17 protein-coding genes and 1 riboswitch are annotated in these 15,485 nt (G+C 44.7%); of the genes, 9 read left to right on the forward strand and 8 right to left on the reverse strand.

Annotated elements, in window-relative coordinates; translation table 11 throughout:
* Positions 1–184 precede the first annotated feature (184 nt).
* From FCL48_RS21070 to FCL48_RS21105, 8 genes are all read right to left on the reverse strand, one after another.
* Positions 185–364 (reverse strand): SAP domain-containing protein, encoded by a 180-nt coding sequence (locus tag FCL48_RS21070; RefSeq protein ID WP_136875377.1) that lies wholly within the window; start codon positions 362–364, stop codon positions 185–187.
* Positions 365–722: 358 nt separating this feature from the next.
* The gene (locus FCL48_RS21075) at positions 723–923 is read right to left on the reverse strand and encodes a cold-shock protein (RefSeq protein WP_136875379.1); all 201 of its coding nucleotides are present in this window, start codon (positions 921–923) and stop codon (positions 723–725) included.
* A gap of 322 nt (positions 924–1,245) precedes the next feature.
* Positions 1,246–2,475 carry a cyclopropane-fatty-acyl-phospholipid synthase family protein gene (locus FCL48_RS21080; RefSeq protein ID WP_136875381.1) on the reverse strand — a complete coding sequence of 410 codons (1,230 nt, stop codon included), beginning with the start codon at positions 2,473–2,475 and terminating at the stop codon, positions 1,246–1,248.
* Between the two features lie 142 nt (positions 2,476–2,617).
* A complete protein-coding gene (locus FCL48_RS21085; protein ID WP_136875383.1) occupies positions 2,618–3,073 on the reverse strand; it encodes an Hsp20/alpha crystallin family protein in 456 nt (151 codons plus the stop codon).
* A 122-nt stretch (positions 3,074–3,195) separates the two neighbouring features.
* The gene (locus FCL48_RS21090; RefSeq protein WP_136875385.1) at positions 3,196–3,771 is read right to left on the reverse strand and encodes a PilZ domain-containing protein; all 576 of its coding nucleotides are present in this window, start codon (positions 3,769–3,771) and stop codon (positions 3,196–3,198) included.
* A gap of 194 nt (positions 3,772–3,965) precedes the next feature.
* Positions 3,966–4,961, reverse strand: coding sequence for a response regulator (locus tag FCL48_RS21095; protein WP_136875387.1), 996 nt, complete (start codon positions 4,959–4,961; stop codon positions 3,966–3,968).
* Positions 4,951–6,999: a PAS domain S-box protein gene (locus FCL48_RS21100; protein ID WP_136875389.1), complete on the reverse strand. Its 2,049-nt coding sequence runs from the start codon at positions 6,997–6,999 to the stop codon at positions 4,951–4,953. Before FCL48_RS21100 ends, FCL48_RS21095 begins: the two co-directional genes overlap by 11 nt.
* Before the next feature lie 210 nt (positions 7,000–7,209).
* A complete protein-coding gene (locus FCL48_RS21105) occupies positions 7,210–8,196 on the reverse strand; it encodes a universal stress protein (RefSeq protein WP_136875391.1) in 987 nt (328 codons plus the stop codon).
* Between the two features lie 123 nt (positions 8,197–8,319).
* A riboswitch (cyclic di-GMP riboswitch) is annotated at positions 8,320–8,395 on the reverse strand.
* A 606-nt stretch (positions 8,396–9,001) separates the two neighbouring features.
* Here FCL48_RS21105 and FCL48_RS21110 point away from each other — a divergent pair.
* From FCL48_RS21110 to FCL48_RS21145, 9 genes are all read left to right on the forward strand, one after another.
* Complete coding sequence (locus tag FCL48_RS21110; RefSeq protein ID WP_136875393.1) at positions 9,002–9,205, forward strand: hypothetical protein; 204 nt, start codon at positions 9,002–9,004, stop codon at positions 9,203–9,205.
* 75 nt (positions 9,206–9,280) lie between these two features.
* Entirely contained in the window at positions 9,281–9,859 is a 579-nt protein-coding gene (locus tag FCL48_RS21115) for a response regulator (protein ID WP_169309311.1), read from the forward strand.
* Positions 9,860–9,919: 60 nt separating this feature from the next.
* Positions 9,920–10,342 (forward strand): PilZ domain-containing protein, encoded by a 423-nt coding sequence (locus FCL48_RS21120; RefSeq protein ID WP_136875397.1) that lies wholly within the window; start codon positions 9,920–9,922, stop codon positions 10,340–10,342.
* A 122-nt stretch (positions 10,343–10,464) separates the two neighbouring features.
* Positions 10,465–10,668: a cold-shock protein gene (locus FCL48_RS21125; RefSeq protein ID WP_136875399.1), complete on the forward strand. Its 204-nt coding sequence runs from the start codon at positions 10,465–10,467 to the stop codon at positions 10,666–10,668.
* A 237-nt stretch (positions 10,669–10,905) separates the two neighbouring features.
* On the forward strand, positions 10,906–11,274 hold the full coding sequence (locus tag FCL48_RS21130) for a TraR/DksA family transcriptional regulator (protein ID WP_136875401.1): 369 nt from the start codon (positions 10,906–10,908) through the stop codon (positions 11,272–11,274).
* Between the two features lie 272 nt (positions 11,275–11,546).
* The gene (locus FCL48_RS21135) at positions 11,547–12,512 is read left to right on the forward strand and encodes a patatin-like phospholipase family protein (RefSeq protein ID WP_136875403.1); all 966 of its coding nucleotides are present in this window, start codon (positions 11,547–11,549) and stop codon (positions 12,510–12,512) included.
* Positions 12,513–12,906: 394 nt separating this feature from the next.
* Positions 12,907–13,062 (forward strand): hypothetical protein, encoded by a 156-nt coding sequence (locus tag FCL48_RS25055; protein WP_169309312.1) that lies wholly within the window; start codon positions 12,907–12,909, stop codon positions 13,060–13,062.
* Between the two features lie 460 nt (positions 13,063–13,522).
* A complete protein-coding gene (locus FCL48_RS21140; RefSeq protein WP_136875405.1) occupies positions 13,523–14,173 on the forward strand; it encodes a YceH family protein in 651 nt (216 codons plus the stop codon).
* A gap of 110 nt (positions 14,174–14,283) precedes the next feature.
* Complete coding sequence (locus FCL48_RS21145; protein ID WP_136875407.1) at positions 14,284–15,453, forward strand: SidA/IucD/PvdA family monooxygenase; 1,170 nt, start codon at positions 14,284–14,286, stop codon at positions 15,451–15,453.
* Positions 15,454–15,485: the final 32 nt, after the last annotated feature.

The raw sequence follows: 15,485 nt of genomic DNA on the forward strand, positions 1-15,485 counted from the left end.
AACCACAAAGGTCCAGACTGTCATGGGCAGCTATAGATGGTCCACCGAATCGGTGGCCAGAGACAGGCTGCTCTTGAAGTACTTGGGAGTGAATACTAAATAGTGTGCGCTTTACCCGATTTTCAGGATGAAAAGAAAAATTTACAGGTTGATGCAGGGAGATATAGCCCTATCTCCCTGCGGTTCACCCGAGGCATTCCTTGCGCCAGCAGCAATCTTCCTGGTTGCAACGCTGTTCATTGGTTTGAAAACAGGGATTATTGCCTTCTTCAACCTGAATTTTTCGTATGAGATCTGCTTTTTTAAATTTTTTGGGTTTGATACCAAGATTCTTTGCTTTTGTTTGTACGTCGGTCATTTTCATGGCACTTTCTCTCTTATCTGATGTGTATCTAAAGGTGATGAGGTTATAAAAACTCTCCATATGCTTCATTGCTGTAAAATTTCTATCGTGATGACGTCCTGGCTATTTTGGCTGTAAAAATACTGCAGAAGATACCGCAGCATGAACTGACCGGCGAACGCTGTGTAATTATTTAAAACGCCGGTCGTTTGTGAAAAATGCAGTGCTGATATACACATAACCGGATACGCACAATGTTCAGGAGACATGCGGATAGAACCTTTGAATTACATTTGCTCCCATACATCGTAGGTAAAAACAATCAACAGCCGCTGATACTTGAGGCAACATTGTCAGCGGTCAAATCAACCGCTGGTTTTTATATTTTTTCCACCCGTTCGGCGGCGGGACCTTTCTGGCCAAATAAAATATCAAAACTGACGCGCTCACCTTCTGTGAGAGACTTAAACCCAACACCCTGAATCGCGGAATGGTGTACAAAAACATCTTGCCCCCCGTCTTGCTCAATAAAGCCAAAGCCCTTAGCATCGTTAAACCACTTCACTGTTCCTTCCGGCATGTTCCATTCTCCTGTTCAGGTGATAGATAATGCAAAATCCCAGCTCATCTGCAACAGCAGCAGGGAAATCACAGACGTCCTCAAACAACGAGATCCAGTACTATTTCATCTACGTTCAAAACATGTACAGCCATCTCGCAATAACTTGATTTATTAGTAAATTGTGCGGGTTAGTGTCGACACAGGGCACTCACAACGACCCGTTGCCCAATACTCCCATCCGCATTTATCATGTTTTTTTGACATTGCCCATTGTAGAACCTGAGTACAGACATCTCATCTTGAGGTATATTCAAGGAGTTCATTTTTTTTAAATATTACATTAGTCGGCTCTCACCTGTGCAGAAGTTCCTGCAAGCATCCATTCCCGAGTTAAAGGCAAGTCATTTCTGACCCCTGCCGAAAATAACAACTGGAAAAGATGGACGGTTCCAAGTCGAAATACTGCGGAACAACCCGCCAGATAAAAACGCCACATCCTGACAAAACGGTCATCAAACATGGAAAGGATCTTTGCTTCATTTTCTTCAAAACGCTGGCTCCAGTGATCGAGGGTTTTGCTGTAGTGATTACGCAGATTTTCACAATCAATAAAGTTCAACCCCAGGCTGGTGGAATTCTTCAGAATAGAACCAAGGTCAGGAAGGTAACATCCCGGAAAGATATGTTTTCTTATCCAACTGTTGGTAGGTCCTTCTACCGTCTTGCCAATGGTATGAAGGAGGAGGAGGCCGTTTGGTCGCAGCACCGTTCTCGTATTTTTCAGGAAGTTCTGCATATTGGCCTTGCCGACATGCTCGAACATGCCCACCGATATAACCTTGTCAAAAGTCTGGTTCAATTGGGGAAGATCACGATAATCGAGATATTCAAGACGGACACGGTCTTGCAGACCCTCTTTTTGCACCTGCTGCTTTCCATACTCCAACTGCTGTTTTGACAGGGTGATACCAACTCCTTGGATACCGAAATTTTTTGCAGCGTTTATAAGCAAACTTCCCCATCCACAACCGATATCCAGTAGACTTTCATTTGGCTGCAGCTGCAGCTTGCGGCAACATAGATTGATTTTCTGGAGCTGTGCCATTTCCAGCGAATCCTTGTCGGTTTCAAAATAAGCACAGGAATACACCATCTCCGGGTCAAGCCACAACTGATAGAAATCGTTCCCGAGATCATAGTGATATGCGATGTTTTCCATATCTGCCTTCATCCCGTTTCTCTGGAGCACACCGTGTTTGAAGATGTTGAACAAGAAGTGTTTTTTACCGACCTGGAGTCGATCGCACAGATATCCAATCTTCACAACCTTTCTGATATCACCCTCGACTTCTATGTCTCCATTCATATAGCCTTCGCCGAATCCAAGCGGTGCATTAACGAGCACATTTTTTAAGACCTCTTCATTTTTAAAATGAAGTATGAAATCTTTGCCGCTGCCAAACTCACGCTCACTTTTGTCCCAGAAGACGACTTTGAAATCAGCAGCGTCGCTCTTCATCAGGGCATTGCAAAAAACAGTTTTAGGGGACAGTCTTTCAGTTGAAAACATTGCAGTTCCTTATGAGTCAAAAGGGCAGTTGTGTATTTTTGCCCTCTGTATCGTAGGTGATGTGATTTCTTCAGCGTTGCAATGGGAACGGATAGGGAAATCCTCTGCGGTTGTTTCAGGAAATCCCTATCCTTCCCCCTTTCTATTTTATGGCAATCTGGGCAACTTTTTCTTTGGCTTCCTTGGATTTTGGGAGATTGAGGGTCAGAACCCCATCTTTAAAAGTTGCATCAATCTTGTCCTTTTCAACCTCAAGCGGCAATCGGATGGCGCGATAAAAAGAACCACTGCGACGCTCTATGGTATGGTACCGCTTGTCTTTGCTTTCTTTTTCTTCCTTTCTTTCACCTTTGATAGTCAACAGATTATCCTCGAGAGAGACGCGAATGTCTTTTTTTTCCATGCCTGGAAGGTCCGCCACAATCTCAAGGCTATTGTCGGTCTCGCTTACGTCAATACGCGGACTCCAGTTGATATCCATATCTTCCTGCAAATTGTGAAAAGGAAAGTCAAACCACGTTTTTTTGATCATATCATCCATCTCTGAGAAAATATTCGGAACCATACTGCGACGTTTTAGTGGTAATAAATCGAACATTTTGAACCTCCTTGGATAAATGTATATTATCGGTTCTGCCAGACAACATGGGCCTGTCCCTCACGCACCCTCCTCGTGCTAAAAGTGAGTTTCTTGTATTAAGGTTGCCATCTTCCTACGGTTTATTTGCTATTGTCCATAACCGCTTGCTGAGCGACGAATCGTCGGTAGCTCATCAGGCTGTAACATGTTTGCAACCGGCTATGTTGCGGACTGTCGATATCTGAAAACTCAACACCGTATCTCCAGACGGGTAACTTGTTTATCGGATCAGATACTAATTCCATGAACTTACCCCGACCACTGATTTGACCTATGAAATAATCAAAGTCCGTGTGACTGTCATAGATGAGTATTTCCATCTTGAGATCAACGTTGTTTATATTCTTCTTGTCGGCATGTACAAAGGATACTCCACCTGGTGCGATGTCGTAAATATTGGCTACAACCGGTTCCTCAAAGCCTGTCAGCACTACTATGCCTTTCGTCTCAAACCTGATTGATTGCCGTCTTTTCTCGTGGTGATCGTTGGAACCGTAATGGTTCCTGTTATTTTTCCTCCCAAACTGATCCTGACAACACATCAGCTGACATCGCAGGTCATTTTCGCTCTTCACGCCTTTACCACTCATTTGAGGGATCGCAGATGATGCAAGTAGGTTTTGCCTGTTATCTTTCCGACTCTTCTTTACATTCAAAATTTAACCCTCCGGCAGCAAGTGTAGTTGTTCCTATCAACAATCCTGCTGTTGAAAACAGAGAGCACCTCAATTCAGAGCCGGTTCTGACCTACAAGGCAGAATTCACAGGTGACCTGAGATGAATTATGGGGTAACAGCGCAGGATAGGCAATGCTGTAATTGGTGAGAAAGTACGGTGACGAAATACCGTACTAAAGGTGTGAAGTGATGAATTTCTTGAGGTTAGTTTTCTGATTTGTCAGCCGCAGTTTTTTTCTGATATTTTCTCGATACGATTCTATGGTGCTCACTTTCAGGTTTAGAATATCTGCCATCTCCTTTGATGTTTTATCCTGCCTGATATAGTGGACAATCTGTAATTCTCGGGGCGACAACTTCGCATTGGTCAGAACAATATCATGTGAATGTTCTGAGGAAATATCCAGTAAGTTTGCTTTCGCCGTTTCTATATAGTTCTTTGTATAACCGGTTGCTCCCTTCTGTGCTTTTCTCAATAGCGGCAGGACCATTTCCCTTGTCTGGGCGGCCATATCCTGCTTGATATCTTTATGTTCCTGTTCTCTTCTCTTTAAAAGGGTGCTGAGAGTAGTGTTGGTTTCCAAGAGTTCCCGGTTCTTTTTTTTCAGCTCTTTTTCTTTCATGAACAATGTGTTTAAAACAGTTTTCAATTCATCAACGGAAGAATTGAGTTCCGCTGTCCTTTTCTCCACCTGCTCCTCTAGATTGGCATGTGATTCCTGGAGTTTTATTTCAATGGCCTTTCTCGAGGCTATTTCATTTTTGAGCTGCTCATTCTGCTCTCGTAGTTTGACAACCAGGTCCTGCGTTTCAAAGCTACGACTTACTCTATAGAGAAGGTCCTCAATATTACATGGTTTTTGCAGGTAATCATCGGCTCCCAGCTTGAGTGTTTTGACCGCAGATTCAACATCACCATATCCGGTCAGGATAATTGCTCTGGTATCGGGTGAGAGAATTTTGGCCTGTTTCAATACGGCCACACCATCTATCCCGTTCATTCTCAGATCGGTAATGATCAAATCATAGCGATTTGCCTCAAGGAGGTCTATTGCTTCCCGGCCATTTATCGCAGTTGTTACCTTGAAGTTGTTTTTTTCAAGAACCCAGGCAATTGATGAGAGAATGATTTCTTCGTCATCGACGAGAAGTATTGATTTATTGATCATTATTGGCGCTCTCAATGGGCAGCAAAACGGAAAATGTCGATCCCTTGCCAGGTTCACTTTTTACATCTATACGTCCGCCATGTTGCTTTATTATCCCATAACTTACGGATAAACCAAGGCCTGTACCCTTGAGTTCAGGCTTAGTGGTGAAAAACGGCTCAAAGATGTGGTCTATATCTGCCACGACTATGCCTTTGCCGTTATCCTCGATATGGACTGCAATGTGTTCCCCGATTTTTTGTGTAGTGAGGGTGATTGTCCCACCGTTTTCACAGGCGTCAGCCGCATTGTTGAGGAGATTGATAAAGACCTGTTTCAGCTGATCTGCCACAGCCATTACAGGAAGGACGTCGTTACCATATTTTTTTATAATTTTAATATTTCGACTGCTATAGTCTTTTTTGCTGATTAAAAGGAGTCCGTCAAGAAGGGCATGAAGGTCAACATGCACAGTTGCACCGGAGGTCGGCTGGAAAAAATCCCTGAGATCAGCGATGAGATTCTTCATCCTGCTGCATTCCTGGAGTGCCAGGGTGAGAAGATGTTTTTCTTTATCTTCAAGAGGAGAGTACTCTTCTATCCCCTGGACAATGGTCATGACACTCTGGAGAGGATTATTGAATTCGTGGGCGATAGAGGCGGCAAGTTTGCCAATGGCGGCAAGTTTTTCTGAATGGAGCAACTGTGCGTGTGACTGCTGCAGTTCAAGGGTCCGCTCCATAACTCGCTGCTCCAACTCTTCGTTTATCTTGTTTAAGGCTTCTCTGTTTCTTTCTTTTTCTGTAATGTCAAAGAGATAGTGAAGATAAAAATTTTCTGTAACCGGAACCCAGTAGGCATCCCAATATATGCCTAAAGCCCAGAATTGATTGTTTAAGGGTTCCTTTGTTGAGCGAATTTCGGGGGCAAGGCACCAGGTACAGGGATGATCTCTTTGTATCCAGCTTGTATAACATCTCATGCCGGGCACCGCTCCTACCGCCACAGCAGCCTTATTGGAAGCCACAATCTCGCGGGTATCAAATTGCAAAAGCATTGCAATACAGGGAAGTGCATCGAGAAAGAGTTGTCGCAATTTTGTCTCATTTTGCAATTTCTCTTCCGCTTGTTTTATTTTTGTAATATCCCTGCCGACCGCCTGGTACCTGAGCACATTTTCTTCGTTGTCATATATGGCTCTGCCACACCACTGCTGCCAGACCATTGTGCCGTCACCCAGGTGCGCCCTGAGTTCAATGGTTTTGTCCGGTTTCTGCGGTGTCAGGCTCTTTAAAAGATCGCCCACCAAATGTACATCGTCCTCATGGAAATTTGGCATGAACTTCCTGCCAACCAGGTCTGTATGGCTCACACTGAAATATCGACAGTAGGCATCGTTGACGAAGGTAATCCTGCCTTGGGGATCAAAGCGACAGATCATCTCATTTTGATCCATGACGATCGCCTGGTATCTGTTTTTCAAGCGGCGAAGTCTCGCCAGTTCGATCTCCTTATGGGCAGAAATGTCATTTACCATCAGCAGAAATTGCCCCGGTGGATCGCTGCTGCCACCCCGTATGACCGCTTCCACCAGACCAAGAAAGAACGAGCCGTCTTTTTTCTGGATGCGTATCTGGTAGGATTGTTGCATCCGGGTTTCCAGTAATTTTTTTCGGTGGAGATAGAACAGATCCTGATCTTCAGTCACGATAAACTCTGAAAATGGTCGGTTGAGCAGCTGTGCTCTCGCCACCCCCAACATATCTCCAGCGGTCAGGTTTGCCTCCAGGATCAGCCCTTTGTCACTCACGGTCAGATAGGCGATTGGTGCGAAGTCATAGAGATCGGCATAGCGGTGACGGGATTTCTCGAGTTCTTCCTGGGTGCTGCGGAGCTCTTCGTTTTGCAGTTCCAGTTCGATCTGATAGGTGTCGAGTTCGTGGATCAATTTCTGGACATCCCCCTGGAGGGTATCTGGCAGTTCCGGCTTCCCAGCAAGGAGAGTCTGAGCTTGCAGTCGCAATTCGGAAAAGGTGTTCTTGTCGGTATCTTTTACCATACCAGCCTCCTGGTTACAGAGAAGTCGATCACTTACAGTATTTCTCCTGAAATATCACACCGGGAAATCTCATCAACTTCGACTGCGGTCTTGTCTGAGCCTTCATACAAGATCCTGACATTTTTTAATTTGACCCTCGCCAGGAATATTGCCGCAATTTTATCGGGTCAAGCTGTCTGTTAAGGGCTTTTTGTCTCTGGAATACCTGAATTATCCTCCCATCTCTCGAACGACCAGTACCGGACAGGGCGCATGGCGTATGACGCGATCAGTTGTGGAACCCACCAGGAGTTTTTCCCAAAGCGTATGGCCCCGAATCCCCAACACAATCATGTCCACTTCTTGTACTTTGGCAAACTGTACCAACTCCTTATATGGTTCCCCTGTAAGCACGTCGGTATGGGGGGTGCACCAGTGTTTACATTCTTCAGGCAGCATATAATACAGTTGCCCCTCTAGTCTTTTACGGAGCTCATTAATTCTGTCTCGATTTTTCGCCGTCACTTTTTCCTGCATTTCAAAATAATCCGAGCTGTTCCAGTGGGCAAAATTTCCAGGGATAATATTGATATAATCTGAGGCTTTCAATTCAACATGTTCCGTGGGTTTTATGACATGTGTCAGGTAAACCTCCGCCTGAAATTCCTGTGCCAGACTGAGTCCATAGTCAAAAGCAAGTTTGGAATCCGGTGAAAAATCACATCCCACCAGGATTTTTTTCAGCTTCATTTCATAGTCGGTTAAAGATACGGGATCATACTTACGAGTGTTGAGTATAAGCAGTGGGCAATGAATTGTTTTTATGAGTTTTTCTGTTACGGAACCGAGCAATAATTTTTTAATTCCAGACTTCCCATGGGTGGCGGTGATGACCAGATCTGTTTCTTTTTCCAGGGCAAGCCGGCATATCTTATCCGCTGGATTTCCCTCAAGGACAATAATTTCGTGGTCTATTGTCAGGTTTTCTACCATATTTCCAAGTTGCTTCCGGGCACTCAGAATATTTTTTTCTTGAAGTTTTACATGATCGACGGTCATTCTCTCCTGCCCGGGGTAAGTGTCCACGGCGGTGATGATGTGAACAAGCAGTAGAGCCGCGTTAAACTCCTTACATAATGCTACACTGTAGCCAAGCGTCTCAGCAGTGAAATCGGAGAAATCAACAGTACACATGATTCTTTTTGGCTGTACTCTCATAAGTGTCACCTTTTATTAGAATCGATTGATGTATTACTATCCTTCATCCGCAGCTGTGCATCTTTACAGATATTTCTTGATTGTTGCTGCCAAACAGCAGAAAAAAAGCCGGGTTACCTCATGTAAGGTAACCCGGCTTTCTTTACAAAGACCCGTGGTTTTCCGTCCCTGCCTTCCGGCAGGTTTGGCCTTGTCTTATATGATTATAAACAAATTATGTTCAACTAATTCTAGGCGATTACCATGCTATATGTCAATAGGACAGGGTGCTGTTGTTAGGGGTGGGTGTCTCAATGGTTTTTGATTTGAAATAACAACCCCAGAGCAGGAAAGAGCAGAATAACAGAGGATTATTTGAAAAAACTCTCAGAAAAAGTGTTGTGGATGTTGTCCCAGAACAACCACCAAATATTGTTCGATCAATGCCAGTCTGGCCTCTTGTAAATTGCTGATTGTCCCCGATGTACGGCAGAATACAACGTCTAAGGAGATGGCATGTCTCTTCTGGGTCTCCGTGGGGACGGTGGAGTCCGATCGAGATAATACCGAGAAAAAACTGAGGAATAAGAACCAAAAAAAAATATAATACATTTAATCATATATCTATTGTAGTACGGCATTTTCATACCGTATTTTCTTGTTAGCTGCCATATTGTTTTTCCCTTGTTTTTTGTCAATAATTCGCCATAGAAATACTACGTTTTCACGATTCAAGTCATTCATTTTTCGTGATGCAGAGAAATAAAGGAAGGCTTTTGCGGTTTTTTGAGTGCAGTCGTCTGACTGGGAAAACACAGAGGGAAAAATGAAAAATGTTGCTGGAATGCCTTTGGACACTAAAAGCAGGAAGAAAGTTGGCCAGAATGAAAATGGCCTGCAACGTTTGGTGGCGTATTACCAAAACTTTTTCGATAGAGATGAAAATCTCAAGCATTACAGCCCTGATGATTACCAGAATGCGAGGCGGAAGTTTGTCAAATACCAATTGGAATTCAGAGGGGCGTTATAAATTTGGGTGAGCCGGTAGAGGAAAATGCAGATTGCATTTTTGAATGTACCTCGGAAAAAAAGCAGGACAAATGACATGGACCTCAATGGAAAAACTGTCATGCTGGTAGATGATGAGCCAGCTATTCTTGAATCACTCAATTATTACCTGCAAAGAAGTCAACTCATTGTAACAAACGCAAAATGCGGTGAAGAGGCGCTGGCGCAATTCAGGAATAAACCTTTCGACACGGTGGTGACCGATCTGGCTATGCCTGGAATGAGCGGCCTTGATGTCTTGCAGGAGATTAAAAAATGTAACCCTGAAACAGGGGTGTTTATCCTCACAGGTAGAGGAAATGTCGAACTTGCGGTTCAGGCCCTTCGCCTGGGTGCCGAAGATTTTATTGAAAAGCCATTTGATGTTGAAAAACTGATACTGAAACTGGGAAATTACTTTGAAAAACAGGCAGCTCTCAAGAGAACTGCCATGTATGAAAAAATTTTACCAATATGCGCGTACTGCAAAAAAATCAGAGACGACAGAAAGGTGGAACAGGGGCAGGGGGAATGGGTGCACCTGGAAGATTATTTATGGAAAAGAGGTACGGCCATGAGTCATGGCTGTTGCCCCGATTGTTATGAAAAACAAATAAAAGGTTTGCTGGGCTCATGACAAGCGTAACAATCATTTTTGTGCCGCAGAATACGTTCAGATCTGCAAGAAAAAATTGACATGGGCACTCGAAAAAAAACGGATAAACAGCAGCCTGTCAGCAGGCGTACTGCAAGAAGGTATCGAATGTCTGGTATTGTGGCACTTGCAAATTGTGGAGAACCTGCAGTGATGATAATTTACGACCTTTCAAGAAAGGGCGTGTCATTCCAGCATTCTGTTAATCGATTCGCCCCTGATGATGAAATTATCATGGATATTCTCGTATACGATTTAAAAAATTGCAGTGAACACCTCATAAATAGAGTAGACGGGCGGGTACTATCGACGACTCTGGTCACCGACCCGACGAGTAAGGGACTGATTTGGAGGACCCGGGTGGCATTCCAAAAGCTGAGTTTACATTTCAGTAGGTATGTCTTGCAAGCCTGCCATGAGCAGATTTCGCAATCAGAGGAAGAAATGGGGGAAAAGAAATTTTAAAAGCAGGCAGATGTTTATTTGCGGACTGCCCAGTTTTACAACAAGAGGATTTGTGCAGGATATTCCTGCTCGAAGATGGCAGGAAGATGTAGTTTTTATTCATTTAACAGGGAGTATGCAACATGCCAGAGGGAAAAGTAAAGTGGTTTAACGATGCAAAAGGCTATGGTTTTATCGAACAAGATGGTGGCAAGGATATTTTCGTTCACCATTCGGCAATTCAGGTCGCTGGCTTTAAATCTCTGACCGAGGGGGAGCGGGTGAGTTTTGAAATTGTCGAGGGCCAGAAAGGTCCCGCTGCAGACAGGGTAATAAAAATTGAATGAAAAAGACGCCGCTGATGCACTTGTCGATATGACGGCAAAAGCATCAGCGGTTGACTTCGTATTGAAATGGCAGGAGAAAAGCTCGGTAAAGTTCCTGCATGCACCTTTGTTATGAGATCCTGTTGAGATTCTTGCTTATCAGTCCATAGGAGATTATTCCGAAAATTTGTCTGAAAAGAAGCATTCTGACACGGTTAAATTTCAAAATTATTTCCAGAATAGTGGAGGAATAAGTGTATGAATGAAAATGATCGAAGACATCTTAAGGAACTACTTTTAAGAGAACGTCGGGAAATTTTTAATCACCTCTATGGACTTGAATCGGATTGGCATGCGTTAAGTGAACATGATATTGAACGAGAAGAAGAGGCCCAGAAAGTCACACTGGCTGACCTTCTTGGCCGAATCAAGGCGCGGGACAGGCAGAGACTCTCGGAGATCGAGGGTGCGCTAACAAAGATGATGAGCGGCACCTATGGGATTTGCGAAGAATGTCGGGAGCCTATCAGCCTGGCTCGGCTCCAGGCCCTCCCGACGACCAGTTTTTGTCGAAGGTGTGCGTCTGAACTTGAGACTAAACAAAAGAGTCCCACTTTCCCACTATAAGGATTCAGTCTCAGTATCGTTAGCAATACAGGCATATGAGAAGGTTTTTCTTATGAGGATGGCGTGAGGCAATACTGTTGGGTGTAACAATTAAAGAGCTACCCTGGCTGAATTAATACGGTCCTTTGCTACCGTATTTTATGTATGGTCGAAAAGATTCTGGGGGTTTAGCAGGCAATATCATAACAGCGCGTGAAGATGTTTAACGGGGTGAGGGGGGATGGATATCAGCTGCTTGAGGTCTCATCTTCTGTGAAAGGAGCTCAAAGATCATGCCATCTCGTAAGAAACTCGGACTCGCTCTTGGATGCGGTGCATCTAAGGGATGGGCACATATAGGCATTATCGAAGCATTAGAGAACGCGGGCATCCCCATTGATATCATCGCAGGCTGCAGTGTGGGGGCATATGTCGGTGCAATTTATGCCGGTGGAGGTCTTCGCTCCCTCAAGGAATTTGTACTTCGCATGGATGGGAAAAGAATATTTTCCTATTTTGATATGGCGTTTTCACGGTCAGGTATTCTGAACGGTACAAAAAGGGTTACTGAACTCTTTTCAATGCACACCAACATTAAATACTTTGAAGACCTTAGCATACCGCTGGCAATGGTGGCGACAGATCTTGAACGTGGAGAAAAAGTCGTGCTCAAGTCAGGAAATATCATCAGCGCCCTCAGGGCAACAATGTCGTACCCGGCGCTTTTTGCTCCGGTGAAGATGAACGGGTGCTGGCTGGTAGATGGGGGACTTGTTGATCCAGTACCTGTTGGTGTAGCACGCGCAATGGGCGCCGAGATTGTCATTGCCGTTGATCTTAATACCAGGATAGTTTCACGCCGAAAAAACATACCCACAGGCAAGAATGATTCAAAGAACCAGTTTGTATCACCGGAAGCCCTTGAAGCAGAGAAAAACGAACGCAATACGATTACCAAGAGAATATTTGGCTATTATGAAGCCATTGAAAACAATATAAAAAATATCCATTCATCGACCCGACAAAACGATGCTGCCACACCAGACATCATTGAGACAATCACAACCTCTATTGAAATCATGGAGGAACGTATCAGTCGTATAAATCTGGCAGTGGACAGACCAGATATATTGATCCAGCCCCGTCTTGGAGAGTTGAGGATGATGAATTTTGACCGGGTATCGCACGCTATTGAGGAAGGATATATAGGGGGCCAGGAAAAAATACTCGATATCCAGTCCTTGCTGGCGTCTCGATAAATGACATTTGAGCTGGTGAAAAAAGTACAACAGCACAGAGGCAGGAACCGCCAAAAACAACTGGAACCTAACATCGGATACAGAAAGCTCAAACCTTACCTTGTCGGTTATCTGTCTGATATATTCATCTGGACGATTCATGGCAAGGGTATCTGATTGTAGATCCGGCTGTAAGTGGACCCGGCCGGATACGGAGCGGCCGTTTTGCTTGAGGACAGAAGGTGACCGATTTACAGTACCTCTGGAGAGTCAACTGTTCCCCGACACAGATAAGTTCAGTGTTTTGGCGAGTATTGTATCATTGGTGCCGGTACATTTTTTTTCAGGTGTGGCCCGACACGTTCAGCAATGTGAAAGTGATTGTCAAAGTCTATCGAAACGATGGAGTTTGACAATGCTTATCGTTGATGCCGATTGTTATGATGTTCAGCCGATTGGCCATAAACGTGTTACAAGGGATTTTAACACTCATCCGTTTCCTGCAGAGCTTGGCCAGATAACCTGTGTTACATTTTCATATACCGTTCATCTCGGTGAACAATCCATCTGATTCGAATACGACTACATATTCATGAGCGAAGTCATTTTGAAGACGGTCGAGCACAGTCGCGGGAAATTACCGGTCAATGGGGCACCATAAATACCTGTCGAACCAAGGAGGTCGAAGCCAACATCCGGCAAAGAGATGTTGACTCTTACAATCGTCCTTTTCAGCTTCCAGAGATGACCCCTCAAAAGCCAGACGTCTTTTCTTTCCAAAAACCCTCAATCAACCAGAAAGAGTTTTAAAGAGAAGAAATATTTTTTCTCTATAAACGGGGTAGTGTTCAACGCTGAAAGAGGGGCAACCTTGGAGGCTGAACAACATTTGAGTTCGCCGGACATACTTCTATGCAAAAAAAAATACAGGTTGTATAAATGTATGAGATCAACTGGAGAGTACTTGTGAAACCAAGAGAAATACTTCATTTGATCTGGACAAACGCTATACAACACAATGGTGAAAAATTATGGAAATTTTGCTTACTGATAACGAGGTTCGATTGCTTGGATGTTTGATGGAAAAGGAAATGGCAACACCTGACTACTATCCTCTTTCACTCAATGCTTTAACAAATGCCTGCAACCAGAAGTCCAACAGAAATCCAGTAGTATCGTATGACGAAGAAACGGTTCTTTACGGATTAAAAGGTTTGCAGGAGAGAAAACTGGTCAGGCAAAGCAACGTTAGCCGAGTTCCAAAATACGAACAGATTTTCTCAAAAGAGCTGAAGTTGTTAACCCGCGAAGAATCCGTCATTTGTATACTTTTAGTCCGCGGTCCCCAGACCATTGGTGAAATCCGTGGGCGAACAGAACGCCTGTATGCTTTTAAGACCCTTGACGAGGTTCAGGAAACTATCTCCAGCCTTGAAGACATGGAACTGGTCAAAAAGCTGCCCCGCCTGCCGGGCCGCAAAGAAGCTCGCTACACACATCTCTTGAGTGGAGATCCGGATGAGGCTGTCGTTGAGGCAGTACCCCAGGCAAAAGTTGAAACAGTAATTGTCCGGAAAGAAAATAACTGCACTGGCGATCTGCAAGAGCAAATAGACAGTCTACGCCACGAATTGCAGAACCTGCGACTTGAGTTTGCAGCATTTAAATCACAGCTTGAGTGATGCTCTGACAGGGATATTTCGATCCAGTGATTCAACAGATAAGGCAGTAGAGTGCATATGCCTGGACTGGCATGTGGAAGCTTATGCAGTAAAACGGAGAAAATAATTACATGCTTGAAATGCTCATCATTGGCGGCGGTATTCACGGAGTTCATCTGGCGCATTGTTTGCGTCAACAGACCCATCTGACGCACGATGATATTCGAATTTTAGATCCCCACATAGAACTGCTCCATGAATGGCGACGTTGCGCCAGAAATTGTGGAATGAAGTATTTACGCTCTTCCTCGGTGCACCATATTGACATCCATCCCTTCTCACTGCGTCGCTACGCCGCACTACCAGAAATCAGAAAAGACACCAATTTTATCGCCCCTAAAAACAGGCCATCCGTGGAATTATTTGATGCGCATTGCAGGATGGTGGTAGATGACCATCAACTGGAGTCTTTGCACATAAAAGGCCGCGCTTTAGAACTTCACAATAACGTCGAGTATGTAAGTGTTGTGACTGCGGAGGAGACGATCAATGCTCGATTTGTGCTACTTGCGCTCGGAATGAGTGAACAACCCCTGTGGCCGACCTGGGCGACCCGTCTCAGAGAAATGGGAGTATCGGTAGATCATGTGTTCGATCCCGGCTTTCGCCTTGATGGTTTGCGGGCCGATGGTCCGGTTGGGGTGATCGGTGGTGGTATCAGTGGTGGACATCTTTCTCTGAAAGTGACTGAACAATTGAACGCTGAAGTGCTGTTGATTTCCCGAAAGGAGGTGTATGTCAGTAATTTCGATTTTGCTCCAGGCTGGATAGGTCCAAGGTATACGGAAGGGTTCTACCGTTCACCGATTGAACAACGACGTCAGCAGATAGTGGCCGCCAGAGCCAAAGGCAGTGTTCCCGGAGACATGAAACTTGCGTTGGACAAAGCGGCGGCACGGCATCAACTTACTTGCATCACTGACGATATAACCGATGCGAAATGTCAAAACGGAAGTGCCCTGCTGACTGGGCGGCAAGGTCGATATGAGTGTCAAAGAATTGTTCTGGCCACAGGTTTTGTGGAAAAACGTCCCGATGGCGGTTTCGTGAACCAGGCAGTTAAGGAGTTCAAACTCAAGACAGCTGCCTGTGGATTTCCGGTGATAACACCATCCCTCCAGTGGCATGATCGGATTTTCGTTACCGGCCCCCTCTCTGAACTCCAAATTGGCCCTGTGGCAAGAAACATCGTGGGGGCAAGACATTCGAGCAGCAGGATCACAGCGGCTTTGAAAAAATAGTCGGTAGCCCGGAGCGCAATGCAACTTCATTT

Origin of the sequence: Desulforhopalus sp. IMCC35007 (genome assembly GCF_005116575.1) — a bacterium.
Lineage (GTDB): Bacteria > Desulfobacterota > Desulfobulbia > Desulfobulbales > Desulfocapsaceae > Desulforhopalus_A.

What these genes read in the sequence shown, in the direction of transcription:
- FCL48_RS21070 (WP_136875377.1), bottom strand. Translation starts at nt 364, where the DNA reads ATGAAAATGACCGACGTACAAACAAAAGCAAAGAATCTTGGTATCAAA.
- FCL48_RS21075 (WP_136875379.1), bottom strand. Translation starts at nt 923, where the DNA reads ATGCCGGAAGGAACAGTGAAGTGGTTTAACGATGCTAAGGGCTTTGGC.
- FCL48_RS21080 (WP_136875381.1), bottom strand. Translation starts at nt 2,475, where the DNA reads ATGTTTTCAACTGAAAGACTGTCCCCTAAAACTGTTTTTTGCAATGCC.
- FCL48_RS21085 (WP_136875383.1), bottom strand. Translation starts at nt 3,073, where the DNA reads ATGTTCGATTTATTACCACTAAAACGTCGCAGTATGGTTCCGAATATT.
- FCL48_RS21095 (WP_136875387.1), bottom strand. Translation starts at nt 4,961, where the DNA reads ATGATCAATAAATCAATACTTCTCGTCGATGACGAAGAAATCATTCTC.
- FCL48_RS21100 (WP_136875389.1), bottom strand. Translation starts at nt 6,999, where the DNA reads ATGGTAAAAGATACCGACAAGAACACCTTTTCCGAATTGCGACTGCAA.
- FCL48_RS21105 (WP_136875391.1), bottom strand. Translation starts at nt 8,196, where the DNA reads ATGAGAGTACAGCCAAAAAGAATCATGTGTACTGTTGATTTCTCCGAT.
- FCL48_RS21110 (WP_136875393.1), top strand. Translation starts at nt 9,002, where the DNA reads ATGAAAAATGTTGCTGGAATGCCTTTGGACACTAAAAGCAGGAAGAAA.
- FCL48_RS21115 (WP_169309311.1), top strand. Translation starts at nt 9,281, where the DNA reads ATGGACCTCAATGGAAAAACTGTCATGCTGGTAGATGATGAGCCAGCT.
- FCL48_RS21120 (WP_136875397.1), top strand. Translation starts at nt 9,920, where the DNA reads ATGGGCACTCGAAAAAAAACGGATAAACAGCAGCCTGTCAGCAGGCGT.
- FCL48_RS21125 (WP_136875399.1), top strand. Translation starts at nt 10,465, where the DNA reads ATGCCAGAGGGAAAAGTAAAGTGGTTTAACGATGCAAAAGGCTATGGT.
- FCL48_RS21130 (WP_136875401.1), top strand. Translation starts at nt 10,906, where the DNA reads ATGAATGAAAATGATCGAAGACATCTTAAGGAACTACTTTTAAGAGAA.
- FCL48_RS21135 (WP_136875403.1), top strand. Translation starts at nt 11,547, where the DNA reads ATGCCATCTCGTAAGAAACTCGGACTCGCTCTTGGATGCGGTGCATCT.
- FCL48_RS25055 (WP_169309312.1), top strand. Translation starts at nt 12,907, where the DNA reads ATGCTTATCGTTGATGCCGATTGTTATGATGTTCAGCCGATTGGCCAT.
- FCL48_RS21140 (WP_136875405.1), top strand. Translation starts at nt 13,523, where the DNA reads ATGGAAATTTTGCTTACTGATAACGAGGTTCGATTGCTTGGATGTTTG.
- FCL48_RS21145 (WP_136875407.1), top strand. Translation starts at nt 14,284, where the DNA reads ATGCTTGAAATGCTCATCATTGGCGGCGGTATTCACGGAGTTCATCTG.